General features: G+C 51.8%; 20 protein-coding genes and 1 tRNA gene. 4 read left to right on the forward strand and 17 right to left on the reverse strand.

The annotated features are described in order from the left end of the window. Positions 1-50: 50 nt before the first annotated feature. Positions 51-2,006 carry a bifunctional 2',3'-cyclic-nucleotide 2'-phosphodiesterase/3'-nucleotidase gene (locus AC0VXT_RS17090; protein ID WP_475546386.1) on the reverse strand — a complete coding sequence of 652 codons (1,956 nt, stop codon included), beginning with the start codon at positions 2,004-2,006 and terminating at the stop codon, positions 51-53. A gap of 167 nt (positions 2,007-2,173) precedes the next feature. Then, a complete protein-coding gene (locus AC0VXT_RS17095; protein ID WP_475546387.1) occupies positions 2,174-3,445 on the reverse strand; it encodes an MFS transporter in 1,272 nt (423 codons plus the stop codon). Positions 3,446-3,601: 156 nt separating this feature from the next. Between AC0VXT_RS17095 and AC0VXT_RS17100 the strand changes: the two genes are divergently transcribed. Beyond that, positions 3,602-4,402 carry an AraC family transcriptional regulator gene (locus tag AC0VXT_RS17100; RefSeq protein WP_417824829.1) on the forward strand — a complete coding sequence of 267 codons (801 nt, stop codon included), beginning with the start codon at positions 3,602-3,604 and terminating at the stop codon, positions 4,400-4,402. A 185-nt stretch (positions 4,403-4,587) separates the two neighbouring features. Here AC0VXT_RS17100 and AC0VXT_RS17105 read toward each other — a convergent pair whose 3' ends face one another. Beyond that, a complete protein-coding gene (locus AC0VXT_RS17105) occupies positions 4,588-5,172 on the reverse strand; it encodes a hypothetical protein (RefSeq protein ID WP_475546388.1) in 585 nt (194 codons plus the stop codon). A 679-nt stretch (positions 5,173-5,851) separates the two neighbouring features. Here AC0VXT_RS17105 and AC0VXT_RS17110 point away from each other — a divergent pair. Beyond that, positions 5,852-6,904: a helix-turn-helix domain-containing protein gene (locus tag AC0VXT_RS17110; protein ID WP_475546389.1), complete on the forward strand. Its 1,053-nt coding sequence runs from the start codon at positions 5,852-5,854 to the stop codon at positions 6,902-6,904. Positions 6,905-6,982: 78 nt separating this feature from the next. Here the strand turns inward: AC0VXT_RS17110 and AC0VXT_RS17115 are convergent, their stop codons facing one another. After that, positions 6,983-7,366, reverse strand: coding sequence for a hypothetical protein (locus tag AC0VXT_RS17115; RefSeq protein ID WP_475546390.1), 384 nt, complete (start codon positions 7,364-7,366; stop codon positions 6,983-6,985). Between the two features lie 179 nt (positions 7,367-7,545). Here AC0VXT_RS17115 and AC0VXT_RS17120 point away from each other — a divergent pair, with 179 nt between their 5' ends. Next, complete coding sequence (locus AC0VXT_RS17120; protein WP_475546391.1) at positions 7,546-8,469, forward strand: DMT family transporter; 924 nt, start codon at positions 7,546-7,548, stop codon at positions 8,467-8,469. A 23-nt stretch (positions 8,470-8,492) separates the two neighbouring features. On the opposite strand, the gene AC0VXT_RS17125 is transcribed toward AC0VXT_RS17120, so the two are convergent. The 8 genes from AC0VXT_RS17125 to AC0VXT_RS17160 form a co-directional block, all read right to left on the reverse strand. Then, positions 8,493-9,383 carry a ketopantoate reductase family protein gene (locus tag AC0VXT_RS17125; RefSeq protein ID WP_475546392.1) on the reverse strand — a complete coding sequence of 297 codons (891 nt, stop codon included), beginning with the start codon at positions 9,381-9,383 and terminating at the stop codon, positions 8,493-8,495. A gap of 115 nt (positions 9,384-9,498) precedes the next feature. Further along, positions 9,499-10,434 carry a nitrilase-related carbon-nitrogen hydrolase gene (locus tag AC0VXT_RS17130; protein ID WP_475546393.1) on the reverse strand — a complete coding sequence of 312 codons (936 nt, stop codon included), beginning with the start codon at positions 10,432-10,434 and terminating at the stop codon, positions 9,499-9,501. A gap of 114 nt (positions 10,435-10,548) precedes the next feature. Continuing rightward, positions 10,549-11,589, reverse strand: a complete 1,041-nt coding sequence (locus tag AC0VXT_RS17135) for an extracellular solute-binding protein (protein ID WP_430469329.1) — start codon at positions 11,587-11,589, stop codon at positions 10,549-10,551. 82 nt (positions 11,590-11,671) lie between these two features. Then, positions 11,672-12,466, reverse strand: coding sequence for an ABC transporter permease (locus AC0VXT_RS17140; protein WP_475546394.1), 795 nt, complete (start codon positions 12,464-12,466; stop codon positions 11,672-11,674). After that, complete coding sequence (locus AC0VXT_RS17145; protein WP_475546395.1) at positions 12,463-13,353, reverse strand: ABC transporter permease; 891 nt, start codon at positions 13,351-13,353, stop codon at positions 12,463-12,465. The genes AC0VXT_RS17140 and AC0VXT_RS17145 overlap by 4 nt, the downstream gene beginning before the upstream one ends. A 2-nt stretch (positions 13,354-13,355) precedes the next feature. Then, complete coding sequence (locus tag AC0VXT_RS17150; protein WP_475546396.1) at positions 13,356-14,450, reverse strand: ABC transporter ATP-binding protein; 1,095 nt, start codon at positions 14,448-14,450, stop codon at positions 13,356-13,358. A 248-nt stretch (positions 14,451-14,698) separates the two neighbouring features. Continuing rightward, positions 14,699-15,922: a CaiB/BaiF CoA transferase family protein gene (locus AC0VXT_RS17155; protein WP_475546397.1), complete on the reverse strand. Its 1,224-nt coding sequence runs from the start codon at positions 15,920-15,922 to the stop codon at positions 14,699-14,701. 90 nt (positions 15,923-16,012) lie between these two features. Continuing rightward, positions 16,013-17,203 (reverse strand): acyl-CoA dehydrogenase, encoded by a 1,191-nt coding sequence (locus AC0VXT_RS17160; protein ID WP_475546398.1) that lies wholly within the window; start codon positions 17,201-17,203, stop codon positions 16,013-16,015. Between the two features lie 200 nt (positions 17,204-17,403). On the opposite strand from AC0VXT_RS17160, the gene AC0VXT_RS17165 reads away from it, so the two are divergent. Continuing rightward, positions 17,404-18,309 carry a LysR substrate-binding domain-containing protein gene (locus tag AC0VXT_RS17165; protein WP_475546399.1) on the forward strand — a complete coding sequence of 302 codons (906 nt, stop codon included), beginning with the start codon at positions 17,404-17,406 and terminating at the stop codon, positions 18,307-18,309. Positions 18,310-18,409: 100 nt separating this feature from the next. Here AC0VXT_RS17165 and AC0VXT_RS17170 read toward each other — a convergent pair whose 3' ends face one another. From AC0VXT_RS17170 to AC0VXT_RS17190, 5 genes are all read right to left on the reverse strand, one after another. Next, entirely contained in the window at positions 18,410-19,810 is a 1,401-nt protein-coding gene (locus AC0VXT_RS17170; RefSeq protein ID WP_475546400.1) for a hypothetical protein, read from the reverse strand. Further along, a complete protein-coding gene (locus AC0VXT_RS17175; RefSeq protein WP_475546401.1) occupies positions 19,807-20,973 on the reverse strand; it encodes a hypothetical protein in 1,167 nt (388 codons plus the stop codon). Before AC0VXT_RS17175 ends, AC0VXT_RS17170 begins: the two co-directional genes overlap by 4 nt. Positions 20,974-21,218: 245 nt before the next feature. Then, positions 21,219-22,184: a homogentisate 1,2-dioxygenase gene (locus AC0VXT_RS17180; protein WP_475546402.1), complete on the reverse strand. Its 966-nt coding sequence runs from the start codon at positions 22,182-22,184 to the stop codon at positions 21,219-21,221. Positions 22,185-22,602: 418 nt separating this feature from the next. After that, positions 22,603-22,679: transfer RNA gene (locus tag AC0VXT_RS17185), tRNA-Arg, on the reverse strand. A gap of 44 nt (positions 22,680-22,723) precedes the next feature. Further along, positions 22,724-23,665: a glycosyltransferase family 2 protein gene (locus AC0VXT_RS17190; protein WP_475546403.1), complete on the reverse strand. Its 942-nt coding sequence runs from the start codon at positions 23,663-23,665 to the stop codon at positions 22,724-22,726. Positions 23,666-23,668: the final 3 nt, after the last annotated feature.

Here is a 23,668-nt window from a genome sequence, read left to right on the forward strand (position 1 = left end):
CCGGAACACACCAAGCATAGCGCAAGGCGGGTCCGGCCAAACATCAATCATTATTTGGTTTGCAGGACATATTTGGCAAAACCGTCCTTATCTTCACCGATAAAGCTGATGTCGTCAGGGGCATTGACCGCCGATGATGCCTTTGGACTGGTGACGAACGTCACCTCGGACGCATCCCTAATCGGGGCAAAGCTCCAGTTACCATCCGCTTTCGGGTCAATCGTCTTTTCCGACAGAATATAGTTGCCCAGAACGGTGCGATTTTCATCGGGTGCCTCGATAATGATGGTCGATCCATCCAGCCCCGGGAAATTGCCCCCACCACCGGCGCGGTAGTTATTGGTCGCGACAACAAACTGCTGATCAGCGCTCACCGATTTGCCCTCAAATGCCAGATTGACGATACGGTGACTGTCGGCATTGACGACCTCACCCGCCTTGTTATAGCGGGTTGGTTTGGTGACATCGATCTGATAGGTCACCCCGTCAATCACGTCATAATTGTACGTCGGGAAATCCGGGTTAATAAGCGGCTGTTCTTCGCGACTGTTCGGATCAATCTGATTAAACTGGCCGGCCGACATTTCCAGCCATTCGCGAACTTGATCTCCATTCAGCAGTACCGCACGGACTGTGTTGGGATAGATATAAAGATCCGCAACGTTCTTAAGCGCGATTTTGCCTTCTGCAATATCGGTAAAGTAATCCGGGCCGCCACGACCACCGGCCTTGAACGGGGCTCCGGCTGAGAGGATTGGAATACCGTCATATTCCGAACCGTTCAGCAGTTTTTCCAAATACCATTTCTGGGCATTGGTCACGATCTGGATCGACGGGTCATCAGCCACCAAGGCGAAGAAGCTGTTGATAGGGGCCTCAGTTGTGCCGACACCTTCGCGCATATAGGCAATGGTGGCTTCGTGTTCTTCTTTTACCGCTGCGACCACATCGGGGTCGGCTTCGACAAGCGGGGTAACTTCACGACCTTCACGCTGATAAATCGGGCGGGCTTCCGACAGGCTGTCGACCACGCTCCATGTGCCGTCATCTGACACATTCAGTTGCAGGTCAATCACGCCAAGGTGACTGCCCCAGAAGCCCGGCATGACAGCTGCAACACCATTAATCGTGCCCTTGGCAAGATCGACACCTTTGACATCGGCAAAGTCTTCTGAGGGGAACACCGTGTGGGCGTGGCCAAACAGGATGGCATCAATGCCTTCAACTTCGGACAGGTAATAGGTGGCGTTTTCTTCCATGCCATGGCGTTCCATGGTCGAAAAGCCGGAATGAGGCACCGCAATAACGATGTCCGCCCCCTTGGCACGCATTTCCGGCACGTATTTCTTCGCCATATCGACGATGTCTTTGGAAATCACCTTACCGGCGAGGTTGGCCTTGTCCCATTGCATGACTTGCGGCGGAACAAACCCGATCACGCCAACTTTTGCCTTATGGGTTTTACCGTTATCATCAACGAATTGACGATCCAGCAAAACATAGGGATCGAAATACGGTTTGTCGTTTTCTGCGTTATCATCGCCGTCATCGACAAATATATTGGCACTGACATAGGGGAAATCGGCACCGGCGAGTGACGTGGCGAGGAAGTCCAGACCATAGTTAAACTCATGATTGCCAATGTTGGCGGCGTCATACCCCAGAAGGTTCATTGCCTTATAAACCGGGTGTATTTCACCTTTTTTCAGGCCGCGTTCCTTGGCCATATAATCGCCCAGCGGGTTACCCTGAATAAGGTCGCCATTATCAACAAGGACCATGTTCTCGGCTTCGCCACGTGCGGTTTTGAGCAATGTCGCGACCTTGGCGAGCCCGACCGTCTCAGACGCCCCATCACGGTAATAGTCATAATTGACCAGATGCGTATGGATGTCGGTGGTTTCCAGAATGCGAAGCGAGACCGAACTGTCCGCCAAAGCCGTCCCGCTGGCCAGTGCCAGCGACAGCCCGACGAGTACAGCCCCAGTTTTACGAATGTGCGCCATGTGTCTTTTCCCTGTTCACGTACTTAATCATGAAACATTATTCCCGTTCAGATGGTCAACATTTTGAAGATTTTGCGAAAAAGATGCGGCAAACACAAACAGAAACGCCTGCGTCATTGCGCAGGCGTTTCTAAAGTCACGTCAATCGACAGTTTAAAAGCTTCTGATCAGGCCGGATGCAGTTGCGCCGATTTATACCCCCGCACTACTTCATTTCCCGGTTCCGGGTCATTCGGCACGTTAAGGGCAAGGACCAGCGACACGGCCGCCATCACAGCCCCCGCAAGGAAGACCGCACTTGGTGACAACAGCCAAATCAGACCAAAGGCCGCAGGAATAAACACCGCAGCAATATGGTTGATCGTAAAGCTGACACCTGCAGTCGATGAGATATCAGCCGGATCGGCGATCTTCTGGAAATAGGTTTTGATCGCAATCGCCATCGCAAAGAACAGATGGTCAATCACATAAAGCCCACCGGCGATCTTGTCGTTCTCGACAAAGGCATAGGACACAAAGACGATGAACAAACCGACATATTCAAACGTGAGTGCCCGTCTCTCGCCCCATTTGGCAATCAGTTTTCCAATTTTTGGTGCCAGCACCATGTTGATCGCATGGTTGAAAAGGAACAACAGCGTGATGGTCGCGGCGTCATAGCCGAATTTCTCAACCATCAGGAAACCGGCAAAGACGGTAAATATCTGACGACGGGCACCGCTCATGAAGGTCAGGGCGTAATACAGCCAATAGCGTTTGCGCAGGATCAGTTTTTTGGTTTGCGGATGGGCATCAGAGAATTTGGGGAAAGCCCCCCAGACAAACAGGGCGGCAAGAATGGTCAGTGCACCACCCAGCAGATAGACATAGCGATACTCGACATTGAACACTTCAAGCATCACCCAGACGATGCCAAACATCACCAGCGACGACACGGACTTGGCTGAAAGCTGCCGGCCCATCACCATTGCGGTGCGTTCCTTTTTCACCCACTGCAGGGACAAGGCCTGCTGCATGGTTTCAAAGTAATGGAAGCCGATGGACATCAGGACCGTGGTGCAATACAGCCCGATCACTGTCGGGAAATAGCCCGAAATCGCCACCCCGATCCCCAGCACCAAAAGTGAGAGCAAGGCAAAGGTCTGTTCGCGTAAAATCAGTAAAACAAATATCGCGCTAAAGGCCATAAAACCGGGAATTTCACGCAAAGACTGCAAAATTCCGATTTCACGTCCGGTAAAATCGGCCATCTCAACCGAAAAATTATTTAAAAGTGCCATCCAGGTCGAAAAGGACAGCGGCATCGCCGCAGCCATTACAATCAAAAGAACTTCGGGGTTGCGCCAGCCCTTATAGACCGGGCCACCGACATCACCATTTGCCACTTCACCGAGCGGGGCCGCGTGATTACTGGCTTCTGGTATGATTTGTTTGGACATTTTGTCTCCCCAGACAGGGCCGCATTGGTGGCGGGTCCTTTGTCACAACAATAGTTGATTTGGAATGAGACCAAGTTAAACCTGTCGAGATCGTCTGTCTTACGATAATCTGCCAATATATACCGTAAATCAGACAGTTTTATTTGGACGAATGTCATGTCTCACATCATGAACACGTTTGAAAGCCGCCCCATTCATAACAACAACCGCCCCCGGCCAAAGGAATTGCCGCGTGCGGTCTATGTCCGGGTCAGTGACATGCCTGCGGGCTATCACGTTGCCGCCCATAGCCATGACTGGAACCAGCTACTGTACGCCATTGAAGGAACCATGACCGTCCTGACAGAGGCCGGCATGTGGATTGTCCCACCACAGCGGGCTGTCTGGGTGCCGCCCCATACCGATCATGCAGTAACCTGCAGCGGATTAACCCGTGCACGCCACCTTTATATCGGACGCGATGTTTCGGTGAACCTACCCAACCGATGCATGGTTCTTGACGTCAGCCCGCTGTTGCGTGAACTGATCCGCGCGGCGACCGAAATCCCGATTGAGTATGACGAAGACGGCGAAGAAGGGCGTCTTATCCGTGTTTTGCTCGATCAACTAAAGGCCCCGGATCAGGACAATTTGTATTTGCCTGCCCCAAAAGACCCCCGACTTTCAAGAATATGCGAACATCTGCAGGGGGATCCTGCCGACAACCGCACACTTGATGACTGGGCAAAGGTTTGTGGTGCGTCAAGCCGCACACTTGCCCGTCTGTTTCAACGTGAAACCGGCATGCCGTTTCGTGAATGGCGGCAAAAGCTAAGACTGCTGTATGCGTTGGAGCGGCTGGCCAATGAACGGCCAGTCACAGAAGTCGCCCTTGATTTGGGATATGAAAACACGTCGGCCTTCATTGCCATGTTCCGCAAGGCAACGGGCAAAACACCCGGGGGTTATTTCCGGTAAACCGCTGGATGCTGCGCCAAGAGACAAAAAACCGGATGCGTGGCGCACTACAGATCGCAAAAAACTACCGCCGAACAGACAAAGTCACCTTCGTCGTTTCGGCGGCGTAATCATTGATCACAGCAACTATCTGGTCCGGACAATTTCGGGGACTTGTAAAACCCACTCATCCATCCGGACAGCCGTTAATTCGGTTTGTAGTAACGTGGACAGGGTGGGATCACATTATCCGTGCTGTCGTCTTTGTGTTCATATACTTCGTTTAATGTCGGCTTTCCTGCTGGCTTTCGGCGGCTTTCGGCACACATATTATGCATTTCGATCATGGCATCCGCTGACCAGCCGCTGTTGTTTGTCAACGGTCGCTTGGGCGGAAGCTTTTCCGATGTTCGATACTCAATAGTTTTGGGATCTCGGCGCTTGGCTTCAAGCCCAGAATTCACTGAAATCAATCTTTCAAGAGCGGGCATGATATCGACAATGGACTTTAGGACCGCAACACTGTCGCCAATTGCACGGATCATTGCTGTGGCGTTTTCAGCGTTGGAACTATCAAAGTAGGTCGAATTTTCCGCCTCTTGTGCGGAAAACAAGGTGCGTTTGGCTGCTGCAGTCAAACGCATCGAAATGAGATCTTTCCAAACCTCGTGGTTTGGTTCCCCATGCCGACGGCCTGGGTCTAGATGGCAGTTTTCCCCCAGATACCGTCCAGGGTCTGTATGATAGACCTCTCCTTTACGGCGTGCTGGGTGTAATTCGAATGAATTCATCTTCTCCCCCGGAGAAATATGACGGCTCTACCTGATCGCTCGAAGCGGTATTGTGCTTTCGAGATTCTATTTTAGTTTTGTCTAGACGGAGATATCACACATTGCGTGAAACCAATGCGCAGAGCGTCCAAAACATTTTACATAATGTCCAGAAAAAGCCCGCTAACCCTTGCAATCCGCGCGTTACCGAAACACGGGCCAATACTTTGGTGTAGAAATTCAAGAATTTACTATACTAAAGTATTTTCAAATATACGGTTAATTAAATATATAAACACACGATATGCGCAATTCGATCTGATCCGTGGCCCGAGCCTCAAGGCGCAAGACAAAAACAGCAAGAAATACAAGCACCTCGAATAAGGGACTCCGCCACAAGTCGTACGAAAACTGTTCCTTAGCTCCTCGGCCTGACAACCAGGCGTCGGCCTGCAACACGTAGTCCTTGGCTCGGACATCATGGCCTATCCCATGAGACCCCGTACCGCACGACGTTGCATTACCATTTTCTCAGCATTCTAATTAACACTTTTGATGGGCCTATACATAAGTGCTTTTGCATAAATGGTTAATTTAAGTTATCTTAAATTAGTGGATAGGCAAGTAAGCCTGACCCAATCCACATTTTAGATAATGCATCATCTGATGCGTGCCATGTAGGCCATTTGGGAAGATAACAATGCAATCGGAACAGGCGTCAGCTGGTTGTTCCAGCTCTTTTTTTACGGTCGATAACCTTCCAATGCATGAACGCTATGGCGTTTGGAAGGACTCAATCAATTGTCTTTTTGGGGTCGAAGCCGACAAAACGGTTCGCGACGAAAACTTTACGTCAAGTATTGAGTCTCATCTTTTTGGCTCATTGATGTTGATGGATGTGAAATCGCGGCAACAAAGTTTTGAGCGTGCCTATAGTCAGATTGCTGGCAACGGTATGGACCACTATGGCGTTGGCCTGTACACCAACGGTACGGTTCATTGCGAAACCGGCAAGGGCGGCACGGAAATAAAACGTAATGGCCTTGTTGTCTATGACCTGACACAACCATTTATAGCCCAGACAAGTGATTTGCAGACCTTAACACTGGTCATGCCACGTCCCCTTGTTGAAGAATTACTTCATCAACCGAACGATCACTGCATACGGTTTCTTGATCCAAGCGACCCGATGGTCCGAATGCTGCGTGATCAATTGATCTCATTGCACAAAAATGTCCGCGCTCTCACTCATCAACAATCAAGTACTGTCGAGAAAATATTCGCCTTGATGTTCGCAAACTGCATCAACACGGCAACCGGCCTCACCCGTGAAACAAGCCATCAGCGAAACGGCATCATGAACATGGTCCGCATGCGCCGTTACTTTCGCGACAATCTTGGCTCACCGGATCTGAACCCACGTCAGGCGGCACATGATCTTGGGGTCTCTCGGTCCAAGCTGTACAATTACTTTGCGCCTTATGGCGGTGTTTACAATTACATTCGCGACATGCGGTTGCGTCAGGCAATCTCGCTGTTGAACGATCCTTTAAGGGCGCGTTCTTCGATCTATGACATTGCTTTGGAGTGCGGTTTTTCCAGCGACGCCAGTTTTATCCGGGCATTCCGTGAAAAATACGACACGACACCGGGTGAAGTCCGCAATGGGGCTGTTGTTAACGAACGCCAAACAACAAACACCAATGACCTTGTCGACAAACGCTATGAAAGCTGGCTTTACGGACTGATCTAATGGCAAAACTCCCAACCGACGTGGTACGGTTGGGCGTCCTTTTCAGGCTTTTGTTAGACGATCAGGGATATTTGTGCGTTATACTGCCCAAAGCGTTGTATCGTGCGCAGGATGAATGCCCACGACCGCCATAATTTCGATATTCTCGGCCTCCAACATCCGTATCATATGAAGGCCATGATACGGATTGGGCACAAGAATAATATCCCCAAAACCAAGGTATTGCGTAATCGCCTGATCAAGGTTTGCAAGATTTTGTTCAATAATCACCACTGGACGCTGGTGAGGCGGCTGTCTGCACGCGATGACATCATCGCCGCTACAATACGTCGCGCTTAACATCATCAAAGGCCTTTCCCTACCTGGTTTTCGACCTGCACCATCGCCCGATGACACTTCATCGTATCTGGCAACGACACCCTTTCTGATGAGCACAACTTTGAAGAAATCTGGCAATGTCACTATGCCGTTTGTCCATATCTATGCACTAAGCGTCCAGATATTTGCCTTCGCCCTGCAAAACGTCGGCACCTGCAACCAAGTCGCAAATTTTCTTCAGCCCAGATATGAGAATTTGTCATTCATGCAAACCTGACGGGTTCCAGTATTGATAAAGGAGATATTCTGGGAGGTTAGCAGGAATGAATACATTTTGGTCCGGTGTTGGCTTGCGGTTAGCGGCAACCGGCCTGTTTGCCGTGATGAGCCTTTTTGTCCGGCTGGCGTCCTTTGAGGCACCGGTGGGTCAAATCATGTTCTGGCGAAGCTCCGTCGCGCTGATCCCGATTGTGATGTACTTGATGTGGCGGCACCAGTTCCCGCGTGGACTTCGCACCGCGCGCCCCATGGGCCATCTTCAACGCAGCACATTTGGCGTCGTGTCGATGTTCTTTTCGTTCCTGTCTCTGGCCTATCTACCGCTTGCTCTTGCAACAGCACTTGGCTTTTTGGCACCGCTTCTGGTTTTACCGATTGCCATGGTCATCCTGCGCGAAAAGCCCGGCATTGCCGTGTTTACCGCCACCTTCGCCGGGTTTGGCGGCGTGTTCCTGATGCTGTGGCCGACACTCTCAACACCGGGGATCGACACCGGCGTTCTGCTCGGCATCGGGGCTGGGCTTGCCATGGCCGTCACCACCGCCTTTGCCAAGATTCAAATCAAGGCTCTGACCAGCACGGAATCAGCTGGCACCATCGCGTTTTATTTTGCTGTGATCTGCTTGCTGGGTGGGTTACTGACCCTGCCGTTTGGCTGGGCTGATCCATCCTTCAAAGTTCTGGCCTGCCTGATCGGGGCGGGGCTGACCGGTGGACTTGCCCATATTTTCATGACCGAAGCATTGGCACGCGCCCCAGCATCGACACTGGCCGCGTTCGAATATACCGCGATGATCTGGGCGCTGTTGCTCGACGTTACCGTGTTTGGCCTACTACCCGCACCGGTGAGCTTGGTTGGGGCTTTCCTGATCGTGCTTGCCGCCGCGATTGTGATGTTTGGTGACAGAATAGGTGTTCCCATTCCAAAACCGGACATCACAACGCCACCGGCCAAACAGGCTGAATAAGGCGCCCCGGACGTCACGTGTTGTCAGGCTCTGCGTTCCTGCAATTTCGTTATGGCATGCAGTGCAAGATTGGTCGGGGTGGCAATACCAAATTCGCGGCCTTTGCGCACGATATAACCATTGAGATAATCGATCTCGCTTGGTTTGCCGCGTGCCAAATCCTGTGCGGTCGATGAAAACTGCGCGGGCATGGTTTCGACAATCTTTTCAATTGCCCCCCAGACGTCACCCGGAACAGTAACGCCGCAGGCCGCCGCAACCGCAAGGCATTCATCCACCGTGTTGCGCATCACATCCCAAATACCGTCCTGTTTCACCAGTTCACCGTACGGGGTCTGGGTAATTGCGGACAATGCGTTATAGGCACAGTTGAGAATCATTTTGGCCCACAATGCACCATCGGCATTTTCGGAAATTTCGACGGGAATGCGCGCCGGACGCAATGTATCTGCGACCACCTGGCTTTGCGATGACATGCCAATGACGAGTTCACCGCGACCATGGTGTTTCACATGGCCGGCACCACCCATGCTGGTTGCGACATACACCACCACAGGAATAACTGGCTGACCAAGAACCTGACCAAGGCGTTCGGCGTTATCAACACCGTTTTGCAAGCTCAGGATAATGGTGTCCTTGCCAATAAACGGTTTGATCTGCTGACCCGCATCTTCCGTATCCGTCGACTTTACACACAACAAAATCAGTTCTGCACCGTCAACGGACGACGCCTCCGTACTGCCGGTCACGGCGACATATTCCTGCGATGTTCCCAGGTCGAGAAGCAATCCATCGCGGTTCATTGCCTCAACATGGGCGGGACGTCCGATCAAAGTCACATCATGCCCGGCACGCGCCAGCATGGCACCGTAATAACACCCGACAGCACCTGCACCCATAACTGCAATCTTCATGCGATTTTTGCTCCAAACTTATTTGTATCTTGGTCCATGTCGCGCGCACAGATGCCCCGTGGCCAGATTACCCAACCAACATCATCCTTGTCATTTTGCCGCAAGGTTCAAGTCGTTATGACGTCTTACTGTTGATTTGCACGTGATTTGCCGTCCAACAACCGGGCCAGACTTCGGCATCGCCACCACGCAACGCACGGACAAGTCCAACGGGGATATCCTTGGCGATCAGCAGTTCACCATCGCCGCCATCATCAAATGTTGGTTCGGTCTGGGCAAAAATACCCGTGTGGCCAAGCTGCGGCTCGCACGGGGTAAAGACCGAACAGCCGGAATAATTTGTCGGGTTCTGCGTTGTATTGATTGCCGTCCCCGTCGTGCCACAGGCCCCAACCACAGTCATCAGTTCAACCGCACGGGCTTTGGCGCAGCCAAACACACGGTGATAGCCCGACGGGGTCATTGTCATCGAGGGCACCAAAAGAAGATCAATATCAAGCGGGGCGAGCAAGCACGAAAGAGCAGGCATTTCAATATCAAGGCAGATCAGAACTGCTACGTTCAAACCCCGCCATTTAAAAACGCCAAACTCCTTACCGGGTATGAGGTTCCAGTCATCAGGTTCCTGCTCACCGGGGGTTAGGGAAAGTTTATCCTGAATGATTGCATCGCCTTCTGGCGTAAAGATCATCGCACTGTTTGTTTGCCCCTTGGCCGGGTCCGCCGGATCAAGATGCCAAGGCATGCTTCCGGCGACGAACAGCATGTCATGCTTTTTTGAAAGCCGAGCAGCATGTTCACGTGCAGCCGGTGCCTGATCCGCCATCCAGGAAATTTCCTGATTGGTTTGAAGACCTTCCGGCTTAAAGGCCATCCACTGTTCACTGTCATATTCAGGCATGACAAAGACCTTCGCCCCCTGTTTGGCGGCCTTCGCCATTTGCCCATCAACATGATCGGCCCAATCGGCCATGCTGCTGATCGGTTTACCAAGGTTGGTGGCCCAAAGCGCAATCGTAACGTAATCAGGGAAAGAAGCGGGCGACGTCATGACATGGTCTTCCTGTCGAATGGGGCGATGGTGGCTAGGGTCTGAACCCAATTGATTGTTTCGGCCCGACAGCACATGCACCGGGCCGAAACAATCAGGTTTTCATAATTGAGATCAGCTTTTAAGCTTGGTCCAAACGCGGTTGCGCAAGTCACGCGCCTTGACTGAGCAGTTCTGCCCCGGGATCAAAAGATCGGCATACTCTTCGGGCATATTCACCGCAGGATCATCATTCATGGACGGATCCATAAACTCACCACTTCCTTTGATCGAATTCATGTAACCGGCATAGTTCGATGCCTCGGCGGCATTTTCTGGCTTCATCATCCAGTTCAGGAAGGTTTTGGCATTTTCGAGGTTCGGCGCCCCGGTCGGAACAACGAAGTGATCCGACCAATAGGTCAGGCCTTCTTTCGGATACACAAAGACAGCTTCTGGAATGGTTTCCTTGGTCCGGTGTGCGGCACCGTTCCATTGCATATGCATGGAAACTTCCCGCGCGGACATCCGGTCAATCGTACCTTCGGAGCTATACACCGCGATATAAGGTTTCTGCTTTAGCAGAACGTCGAGGACTTTCTGCGCCTCAGCCGGGTCTTCTGTGCATTTTTCCACACCAGCGTAGTAGGACGCTGCATTGAACATCTCGACTTCGTCATTTAGCGCGCCGATCTTGCCGCGGAATTCTTCACGTGGTTCGAAGAACTCTTTCCAGCTGCGTTCCATTTCAGCATCGGTTGCCGATGCGTCATAGGTAAAGCCGGTTGTGCCCCAAAGATAGGTCGCAGAGTATTTACGATCAGGATCGTATTTCATGGTGTCGTGTGGCTTGGCGACATTTTTAAAATTCTCAAAGTCTTTGGCATCAATCTCGGTTGCCAAGCCTTCCTTGATCATCACATCGACCATGTAATCAGACGCCACGGCAATGTCATAGCCCGATGCGCCAGCCTGAAGCTTTGCCAGCATGGTTTCGTTGGAATCATAGACATCCAGCGTGACCTTAATGCCGGTTTCCTTTTCGAACTTTTCCATCAGTTCCGGCGGAAAGTAGTTCGACCAGTTATAGAAAAACAGTTCACCATCTGCTTTTGCCGACCCAACGGACAACAAGGCAAGAGCAGATGCTCCTAAAATTACGGAACGAAATTTCATCGTAAGTCTCCCTGTTATGGACGGTCATTTATTGTTTTATGCGTTCGGCCCGCCCAGAAACCGAACACCTGAAAAGGAATTGTCAGTAGCGAATGCGATCTATCAGGAATGACACGCTGACAAAGATAATCGACACCAGCAACATCATTGCCGAAATGGCGTTGACCTCTGGGGTAATGCCAATACGGATCATGCCAAAGATATAGATCGGAAGCGTGGTCGCCCCTGCCCCGCCGACGAAGTATGAAATCACAAAATCATCCAGCGAGATGATAAACGATAACATAGCACCCGACAAAATGCCGGGCCACAGCAACGGCAAGGTGACACGACGGAACGCCTTCCATTCGTTGGCATAAAGATCATTTGCCGCCTCGGTCAAAGACGGGTCCATGCCCTCAAGCCGGGCGCGGATCGGCAAATAGGCAAACGGAATGCAAAATACCGTATGGGCAATTATGATGGTCACAAGGCCAAGCTTGATCCCGATAGCAACAAAGAACAGCAAGGTTGCAATCGCAGTGACAACTTCGGGGACCAGCAACGGCAAGGCCAACATGGCCGATACACCGGTTTCACCACGAAAACGCCCGCGTGACATTCCCATTGCGGCAAGCGTTGCAACAATGGTGGCAATGACGGTTGCCGACACAGCCACCACAAGCGAATTTTGTGCCGCGCGCAACATGTCATCATTGGACAATGCCACAACATACCAATCAGTGGTAAAGCCCGTCCAGATGGTCGCCAGCCTGTTTTCGTTAAATGACAACGCAATCAGGATCACAATCGGCAGATATAAATAGGCAAAGAACAACATTGCCGTCGAGGTGATCCCGCGAAAACGCCATAGCGGGTTGGAGGCATCGACCTTCATATCTTTTCCTCCGGCAATGATTTGAATTTCAGCGAATAGGCCAGCATCGAAATCAAAACCAGCGCCAGCAAAACAAAGCCAAGCCCCGCGCCAAACGGCCAGTTACGCGCTGCGCCAAACTGACTGCCAATCAGATTGGCAATCATCATGAACTTGCCCCCGCCCAAAAGTTCCGGGGTGACATAGGCGCCAAGGCACGGAATGAAAACAAGGATACAGCCCGCCGCAATGCCCGGTGCGGCAAGCGGTAAAATGACACGTTTCATGGCACGGCGTTTATTGGCACCAAGATCAAATGCGGCCTCGACCAACCTGTGATCAAGCTTTTCAAGGCTGGCATAAATTGGCAACACCATGAACGGCAAATAGGTGTAGGTCAGGCCGATGGAAACGGCATAAGGCGTATAGAGGATATCAAGCCCGCCGGTTTCAATCCCGGCCCAGTTCAGAAATCCATCAATCAAACCGCCATTGCGCAGCAACAACATCCACGCATAGTTTCGCACCAGAATGTTGGTCCAGAACGGGATCGTCACCAAAAAGATCAGAAAGTTGCGACGCCCCTGCGACTGCATGGAAATGTAAAACGCGGTTGGAAAACCAAGCAGCAGCGCAAAAACCATGGTCATGGCCGACAGACCAAAGGAACGGACAAAGATTTGGATATAATCGGTGTTGAGCACCAGATTATCCATAAGGTCGCGTTCAAACAGGAAATTGACATAGGCATCGACCGAAAACGCCCCCCAATTAACCCCGCCATAATCGCCGCGTTCCAGGATTGAGACATAAGCCATCTGCATCAGCGGAATGGCCATGAAGAATGCGATATAAACAACCGCCGGTGCGATCAGCCAAAATCGTTTACTGCGAAACAACTGCGCCATGATCAATCCACCAAAACACGGATTGCTTCGGCAGGCATCACAACACCGACACGGTCGCCTTTGCCAAACTGTGCATTTGCCCCATCACCATTTTGCATGCGGACCGTCACCGGTCCCTGACCATCCAGATCAACGCGATAGGTGGTATCAGTTCCGAAATAGGTCACAAACGTCACCGTCCCGGTAAGCTGGTTACCGTTGGTGGCTTTTGCGTCTGTGATGCTGAGGCGCTCTGGGCGGATCGAGACATTCACATCCTTGAGCTTGTCGGACTTAACATCCTGCGCCAGATTGATCACCTGACCTTCACCAAAGCTGATTGCGTGCCCACCATGTGGCCCATCAACCAAATCCCCCCGCAGGAAGTTGCTGTCCCCGATAAAGTCAGCAACAAAGCGATGGGTCGGTTGTTCGTAAATTTCACGCGGCGCGCCAACCTGCAAGATTTTACCAGATTGCATCACCGCAATGCGATCAGACATCGCAAGTGCTTCTTCCTGATCGTGGGTGACAAAAACAAAGGTGATGCCGGTTTCGGTTTGCAGACGTTTGAGTTCGATCTGCATTTCCTTGCGCAATTTCAGATCAAGGGCCGAAAGCGGCTCATCAAGAAGCAACACTTTTGGTGCGGGGGCAAGGGCGCGCGCAAGCGCGATACGTTGCTGCTGCCCGCCGGAAAGTTGACTGGGTGAACGATCACCGTATTGGGCAAGCTGCACCAACTCCAACATTTCATCAGCCCGCGCATTTGCGTCAGAACTCGATATGGACTTCATTTCAAGGCCAAAGGTAATGTTCTGGCGCACCGTTAAATGCGGGAACAGCGCATATGACTGGAAAACGGTATTGATCGGGCGTTTGAACGGCGGCAAATCGTTTAACGCCTGCCCTTCGAGCAAAATCTGCCCGGCACTTGCCTGCTCAAACCCACCGATAAGACGCAGCAAAGTGGTTTTGCCACAGCCTGACGGGCCCAGCATTGTGAAGAATTCATTTTGAAAGATATCAACCGATACGTCGTCAAGGGCGGTAACCTTATCGGCCCCCGCGCCAAAGGTTTTACTGATCGACTGAGCAGAAATCACAACTTCTGACATGCACATCCCCGATTTGTATTTTTTAAAAGGATATAAAATATTCAGATAGTTGCAATTCACCTTGAGCAAAAACACGTAAAATTCAAGAAGTTCCGCAACATCCACGCATGATCTATGACCTGAAAGACTTTGGTTGCGTTAAAGCAAGGGTTTTTAAAATTTTGTGCATCGCACAAATCGTCCATTTACCATCTTTTCGACGTCAACCGATGCGTATTCAAACCGAAACAGCCCACCAAAATGGATGATCAGATAATTCCGGCGCTGCGAAGTTTTTCGATTTGCTCGTCACTTAGATCGGCAACCTGACGCAGGATTTCATCACTATGTTGCCCCAACATCGGTGCGGCTGTTTCACCGGAAATTGGCGTTTTGGAAAACTTGATTGGATTTGCAACCGTTGGAACTTTACCAGCTGTTGGATGATCAAGATAGCGGATCATGCCGCGGTGCTGAACTTGCGGGTTGTCAAACACCCGATCAAGGGTATTGATCGGGCCACACGGTACATTGGCCTTTTCAAGTGCTGCGATCCATTCATCGGTGGTTTTGGTCACCATCGCACGGCGGATCAGAGGCACCAACGTTTCACGGTTCGCCACACGTGACCGGTTGGTTGTATATCGATCATCAGACGGCAGGTCTGCCAAGCCAGCAACTTTGCAGAAACTTTTAAACTGGCTGTCATTGCCAACCGCCAAGATCAGATAACCATCTGCAGACGGGAAGGCTTCGTAAGGAACAATATTGGGATGCGCATTGCCAAGGCGTCCCGGTGCCGTGCCGGTTGTCAGATAATTCATCGCCTGATTGGCAAGGACGGCGGTCTGCACATCCAGCAAAGCCAGATCAATATATTGACCTTCTCCGGTCGCATCGCGGTGGCGGAGTGCAGCAAGAATACCGATGGTGGCATAAAGCCCGGTAAAGATATCAGCAACCGCAACCCCGACCTTCATCGGCTGACCACCCGGAACGGCATCCGGTGCGCCGGTGATGCTCATAAGACCGCCCATGCCCTGAATCATAAAATCATAACCCGGTCGGTCTTTATACGGCCCATCCTGACCAAACCCGGTGATAGAGCAATAAACCAGCTTGGGATTGATTTTTGCCAGCGACACATAATCAAGGCCGTATTTGGCAAGGCCGCCAACCTTAAAGTTTTCCAGAACCACGTCGCTTTGGGCCGCAAGGTTGCGGACGATCTCCTGACCTTCGGGCTTGGTGATATCGACCGTTAGTGATTTTTTGCCCCGGTTTGCCGTCAGGTAATAGGCCGCTTCGGTGGTATCGTTTCCGGCTTCGTCCTTGGCAAAGGGCGGGCCCCAGCCACGGGTGTCATCCCCGGCGTCGGGACGTTCGATCTTGATGACCTCAGCCCCCAGATCGGCCAGCGTCTGACTGGCCCAAGGCCCTGCCAGCACACGAGAAAGGTCGAGCACACGAATGCCAGAAAGCGCGCCTGTCATCTATTTATCCCGGAAATATCAAAAACAGAATATGCGATCAGGACTCAAAACGGGCGGAAGCTTAACGCAACCGCCCGCCGAGACCTTAACTTAGCCTTCGGACGAGAACGCCTGAATGCCGGTCTGAGCACGACCAAGGATCAGAGCATGAATGTCATGCGTTCCCTCGTAAGTATTCACAGCTTCAAGGTTCATCGCATGGCGAATAACATGGTATTCGTCTGCAATACCGTTGCCGCCGTGCATATCCCGCGATACACGGGCAATATCAAGCGCCTTGCCGCAATTGTTACGCTTCATCAGCGAGATCGATTCAGGTGCCGCCGTTCCAGCATCGAGCATACGACCTAACTGCAAAGCCCCCTGAAGACCCAGCGTGATTTCGGTCTGCATGTTCGCCAGTTTCAGCTGGATCAGCTGATTGGCCGCCAATGGACGACCAAACTGTTTGCGGTCAAGAGTATATTGACGTGCAGCATGCCAGCAGAATTCAGCTGCACCCATGGCACCCCAAGCGATACCGTAACGTGCCTTGTTCAAGCAACCAAACGGACCGCCAAGGCCCTTCACATTCGGCAGCATGTTTTCTTCGGGTACAAAGACATTGTCCATAACGATCTCACCGGTGATCGAGGCACGCAGCGAAAACTTGCCTTCGATCTTAGGTGCCGACAGGCCCTTCATACCTTTTTCAAGGATAAAGCCGCGAATGACACCGTCGTCATCCTTGCCCCAAACAACGAATACGTCCGCAATCGGGCTGTTGGTGATCCACATTTTCGCACCCGAAAGGGTAAAACCACCATCGGCCTTGCGGGCACGGGTTTTCATACCACCCGGATCGGAACCGTGGTCCGGCTCGGTCAGACCAAAACAACCAACCCATTCGCCAGTTGCCAGTTTCGGAAGGTATTTTTTGCGCTGTTCTTCGCTGCCATAGGCAAAGATCGGATGCATTACAAGCGAGCTTTGTACCGACATTGCCGAGCGATACCCCGAGTTCACACGTTCGACTTCGCGCGCCACCAGACCATAGGCCACATGGTTGACACCCGGCCCGCCGTATTCTTCAGGGATCGTCGGGCCAAGCAGGCCAAGCTCGCCCATTTCGGTCATGATTTCGCGATGGAAAATCTCGTGACGGTTGGCTTCGAGAACACGGGTCTGAAGGTTTTCCTGACAATATGCGCGCGCCGCGTCGCGGATCATGCGCTCTTCTTCGCTCAACTGATCTTCAAGCAGGAGCGGATCTTCCCAGTGAAAAGGTGCGCGGCTGGCCATATGCCTGATCCTCTTATGAAATTAATGAAAACAAAACAGGGGTAACGTCATAGAAGGGCGAGACGACATTACCCCTGAAAGCTTATCGCTTATAGGGGTAAGCTAGGAATTGGCAGATCAAGTTGCAAATGATAAAACTGATTTAGTTTATGCATAAAACTCATGAACTAGGTTAATCACATTAAAAACAGGACCAAATCGTGAGCCGCCGCATCCCCAGCCTGAAGGCCCTAAGCTGTTTTGAGCAAACAGCACGTTTTGGTAGTGCGTCGCGTGCAGCAGAAGAACTCTATCTAACGCAAAGTGCGATCAGCCGTCAGATACAGGGACTTGAAGACTGGCTTGGCTGCAAACTGTTTACCCGTGAAAAGCAGAGACTTGTCCTGACCCCTGAGGGCGAAAATTATCTGCAATCAATCCGCCCGGCCCTTGATCACCTTGAAAGTGCAACATTGACGTTGCTGTCGGGCGGATCGGAAAGCGGTGTTTTGACCGTTGCCGCCCCGCCAACATTTGGCTCGCGCTGTCTAATCCCTTTGTTGCCAGCCTTTCGCGCCCAATTTCCAGATATCGTGATCAATTTCATTTCGCGCATCGGCATGCCCGATTTTGACCGCGAACAAATCGATATCGCGGTTCTGTTTGGTAACGGCCAATGGTCGGGGCTAGATGCCCATATTTTGCACGGCGAGGAAATGGTGCCAATCTGTGGACCGCAATTGATCAGCAAGCTTGATCATGCGCCAACAACCGATGATTTACGCCACTTCCCCCTGCTTCATATCGCAACCCGACCACACGGCTGGGCTGACTGGCTTGCCGCAAGTGGATTTACCGATATTGATGGGGAAAACGGGCCGAAGTTCGAACATTTCACCATGGCCATGCAGGCGGCGGCAGCCGGACTGGGCGTTGCACTCCTCCCGACATTTGCCATTGAAGACGAGCTCAAGAACGGCCGGATTATTGCCCCGTTCGGCCCGCCACAGGCAAGCCCGTTTCATTATTATGCGACCAGCCCCACCAGCCGATCACGCCTCCCAAAAATTCGCGCCTTCATGGGATGGTTGGATCAGCTTGAAGTCACAGCAAAACTCAAGCCTTAAGGCCAAAAGTTTCGGTCATCGCCAACATTCAAGACATCAGAAAACAGGCTCCTTAACCTGCCTTCTGCCCTTGAAGCGCGCGCAAGGCTGACATGCCACGTTAACGTAAAACATCCGCATCTTCGGGGCCATCGACAATTTCAAGTAAACGTACCGTCGCCATAAGGTTTCGCTGGGCAATCGGGATTTCTTCCGGGGCCAGGCGGCCCATACCATCAACGCCTGCCCGACCGATCTGGTTGAGCTTTTTCTTAAGCTCTACAACAGCCTTGGCTGCCGAGCTTTGTGCGGCAAGCACATCGGAAATACGTGCTGTTTCGGCGATGGCTTCTGCCGACTTTTCAGCCGCCAGAACCTTCTCATCATCAAAATCCTGAGCAAAGATTGGCCTTGCCAATCCTTTCGCGCCTGAACCTGGTCCCTGACGCACTTCAAGTTTTGGCAAGGCATCAATTACGCGTTCAGGTGTTGCCCCGAACATTGTATTTGCCAACGCCTTTGACACGCGCCGGCGTGTTTCAAGCAGCTTTTCGCCCCAGCGACCATCTTTACGGATTTTAAATTCGCGGGTGATGCGCGTAAATTCAGATGCATACCAACGTGCAAGCGACAGAATATGAGCTTCGTCCTTGCCTGTCCCGACACCTTCTTCAATCTCGGTCACGGTTTCTGCCAACAGGTCAATGATCAGGTCGCCGGTTTCCGCAAGATTGGTTTTTTCGATGGTACGGTCATCTGCCTTGTTTGACAGAACGCGGATCAGCTTGAACAATTCACTCGGGCGTAAAAGCCGGGCCAGCACCGCAAGCAGGAACATCGGCTCCAGCCCCGGTTTGGCTTCGGAAATTTCAACAAACCGGTCACGCAACCAGGAAACATCATTGGGGTCAAGGGCACGTATCGGTGCGGACGGGAACCGGTTTCGAACCTGCGCGATCTCTTCGCCAACATTCAAAATCTGACCCATCTCGATCAGGGCCTTAAGATGAAGGCGTGACCCAAGCCGGGTTGCAAGGGCACGTTCCTGCTTTACGCCGTTATGAGACGCTTCGACCTCATCTTCGATGCAACGTGCGCCCAGCTTCCAAAGCGTTCTTTCGGCAGCGGCAAGTTTATCAGCATTGCGCGCGGCGGCCGCGACCTCGATATCGCGCATCGCCTTTTGGAATTCGGGTCCGGCGGCACTGCTGACAAAGTTCCAGATCGGCATTAACGACGATCGGCTGATGCGAATGCTTTTGTCACTTGGCATTGCCGACGTCAAAAGATCTTCGATCGGATCGCAAAACTGGCGCATCGGTGTGGGATAACGTTCCGGTTTGAGAGACGCTAGACGCGGACGCAGGATTTGCAGAATCGTCTCATGCGGAAGGGGAAGCTTCGGATCGACACGGTCGCTTTCGATCGCACGGGTAAACCGGGCGATTTCAGAACCGCTAAGGGATTCAAACAATTGACCGAGCTGCGAAGCACCGAGTTTTCCGGCCTCTTCAATCTTCATGCAGACTGTCTCCTGAAGCGCTCGAGACGATCCACCATATCCGCATCAATTTCACCACTACCCAATTTACGCAATTCACCAGCCCACAACATCTGGTTCACGCGGACATCAATCCAGAACGGCTGCTCTTCAACTGAGATTTCATCGATTGGAAGAACCGGTGTGAAACTTGCGACCTCTTCGATGATTTCGCGTTGGCGCACGCGGTCATTTACCGGGCGCTTTTGCCAAAGATCGATCAGTTCCTGCCAGCCATCAAGCAACCACCAAAGATGATCAATCATTTTCGCGATATCATTCTTGGCACGCTCCCAATTGGTCAGGACCTTGCCAAGTTCATTGTTCCAGCCATCAACCTGGCTGATCAGCTTCATCGCGTGATCACAGGTTGCCTTGGTCGCGCTACTGATACGCCCTGCCATAAACCGGAAATCAGCTTGTTCAGAATTTGACCATTCCTCAACATCTGATGCAAACTTTTTAAGATCGGCGACCAGAACACGCAACGGTCCCTGACACCCGTCAAGTGCCAACCCGACCGGTGCCGACATTTTGCTCCACTCGCCAAGACTGTCGATGATAGTGTCATTGGCAACCTTGTGCTCCGAGGAAAAACGGTTCAGCGCTTTGCGGGCACGTATCTGCCCTTCCATCGTCAGTAGCTCTTCACGCTTCATGTCCTGAACGGCAGCACCACCGAGCTGAAGCAAGGCCTGATGCAAAACGGCAAGCTGGCCAAGTTCACGAGATGATTTTTCTTCCTGGCCGCGCGCATTGTTCACCCGCGCCAGTTCGATACCACCAACGCCGGTAATCGCAACAGCACGTGCTTGTTCAAGAACCGTGTTCGGGCGTAATGTTTCAAGCTCCAGCAGACGGTCAAACAACATCCTGTCATGAACCGAAAGATCAAAGACTTCACGCAGGGTATCAAGGGGCAATTCATATGTCCCGAGACCGCCGGCAAGACCGGGCAAATTGACCATGGCGCGTCCACCCTTGCCCTCAGCCACGCGCGCATATCGTAGGCTTTTGCTGGTGAACGGTGTGCGTGCGCCGCGCGAAAGAAAACTTTGCGGCAGACATGCCAACGGATGTTCTGATGCCTGTGGCGCATCAGGAGTTTTATGACTTACGGATTGGACAATCTTCTGTTTGGTCATTATCGGCTTTGGTCAACCTGTTCCGGTAACAATAATTCTTGAGCCGCTTGCACGTTTTGCGAAACCACAACGACCATCTATCGGAACGTCTGGTGTTTGGACTATTTTGACACCATAGGGCCTGTGTCTTGATCAAATCATAAGCTACCGCGACAAGCTGACAAAATCATTAACGTTTTGGCCATCGCCGCGCTCAAATCTCGCGGCGATAACATTGCCACTGCCCGATGATCCCGATCAAGAGCTTATAGCGTTTCCTGAGCTTTTTCCCAAGTTTTCACATAAGCTTTCCATTCAGCACCATCGGGAATCGTTTCATCGACATTCAGGAAAGCTAGGCTGTCGATCATAACCGCCACTTCGTCCGTTTCCACCGGGGCTTCTATCATTTTTTCCTGATAGGAACATGGATGCGGGCCATGCGGGAAACCACTGGGGTGGAAGGTTGCCATACCGGCCTTGATGTCACCGCGACTGAAAAACTCGCCGCGATGGTAGAACACGAATTCATCAACGTCCTCGTTGGAATGATAGAATGGTACGCGCAGCATGCCCGATTGCCCCTCACCAACCTTGGGCACAAAGGTGCTAACCGACATATTGCTGGTGACAAACGTGCAATGAGCGGCAGGCGGAACCTTTTGCCCGGGCGCCCGACGTTGCGCCAAATCACGCCAATTCAGCTTCACAACACATAAATCCCCTTCCCAGCCTGCGGCATCAAGCGGGTTATAGGGATATGTCAGTGTTGAAATCGCCCCACGGCGTTTGATATGGATTTCCCAAAAGGCATCATCTTGCTGGGCGCGAAACGCATCATCAATGCTGGGTAGGGTAAAGCGCATCGGATCCACAGAAACGCCGCCGGGTACATTGTTTGGGTCCGGCAGACCAAACGCGTCACCCGTTGCCTCTATCATCATAAATTCACAAGTGCCTTCTGGCTCAACCCGCCACGCCGTTCCACGAGGCAACAGAATATAATCCCCGTCGCGATAGGTGAGATGTCCGTAATCGCAAAATAGTTCCCCCGCACCTTCGTGCACGAACAAAAGCATATCACCGTCGGCATTGCGTGCTAACGCATGCATTCTGCTATCAGTTTTCCAGTACCGAACTTCCATCGCATCATTAAACAACACCCGCCGCGCCTGAAGCGGGCACGCGGGCCCCGCAGCAAGCTTGCCAAGCGTAAAAGCACGTGGGCGCAATGGTCCTTCAAAAGTCGACCAACCCGCAGGTGGATGCTTGTGGTAAATTTGGGCGGATGGCCCCCGAAAACCTGATCGGCCAACTTCTCGCTGATACAGTTTTTGTCCGGAGCCACCATCCGGTGTTGAAATGCAGTTCCCTTCGCTATTTGGAAGTCTGATCCAGTTCTTCACGATACCCTCCCGGCCGATATGCAATGGCGGCCCTGTTTGGCGGTTTTATGCGTGCCGCACCTATTACGGATATGTGAAGAATGGACCTTCTTTTCAAGCCGAGCAAAGTTTTATCCCCGTACACTCATAAGATGTAGAGATTACCGCCTACCCTTACCTAAACACAAAACCATGCTTAGCAAGCCCGAAACGTGCCGACTTTAATGTACTTTATGGGGACATATATTAAGGGAAAATAGGAATTTGGCGCGCCCGGCGGGATTCGAACCCACGGCCCCCAGATTAGGAATCTGGTGCTCTATCCTGCTGAGCTACGGGCGCGCTGCACAAAGGCAGCCTTGACTTAGCAGCAAATCAAAGTGTGATCAATCGGGGAGCTTAATCATATAGCGGATATCAGCGTCTTTCCAAACCCGGATTGTCTTGCCGATCAGAAGCCCGGTACGCTTCCAAACCGGAAGACGCGATAAAAGGTAAAATCCAAATTCGCGCGAGATAAATGTCTTGCCGTTGTTACGTTTTGCCCATTTCCAAGCCCGACCAGCACACCTCTTAAACGCAATACGTTGCAACTCCGGGGCCACATCGGGGTTATCACGCAAGAAATGGTACATCGTCGCCGTCAACGAATAAACCACTTCGGCATTGTTGCCCATTATGCGACCGGCAACTTCTTTTGGGCCCATGACGGCCATGACATCAACATTGCCGATACGATGATCTTTGGAAAATCTCAAAGGTAGCGACATGTCTTGAACAAACAGTTCAGGATCGGCACCGCCAATCTTTTGAAAAATGGCTGTGCGCATGATGACGTTGGTCGAACCCGCCATACCGTGCTTAACGAAATGTGCCAACGGATCGGGATATTCAAAAAAGTCCCCGACCATGTCGGGCTCGGCAAGACTTTCGGCCTCCGGATCATCGGCATAACGCCAACGGCCATACAGAAAGTCGATATCTTTTTGTCGAATGGTCTCGAGCAAACGTAGCGTTGCAAAGGGCGTCATCACATCATCGGCATCGACAATCTTGATAAACTCGCCCTTGGCAGCAAACCCGCCTGTATTGGTGGCAACAGCGGGACCCGCATTTTTCTGACTGATGATATGAACATTGTCCCAGTGCGCTGTTGCCTCTTTGATCAGGGCAACAAACTCATCTGTCGAACCGTCATCAACGAAGATGAACTCTCTGGAAAAGTCACCGATTTGCCGTTCGATGCTCCGCAACATCGGCCCCAAATATGGGGCCTTGTTAAAGACCGTGATCACGAAACTTACATCGAAGGCAAACCGGTCAGTCATACG

The organism is Thalassospira sp. Z349TD_5 (genome assembly GCF_056173045.1).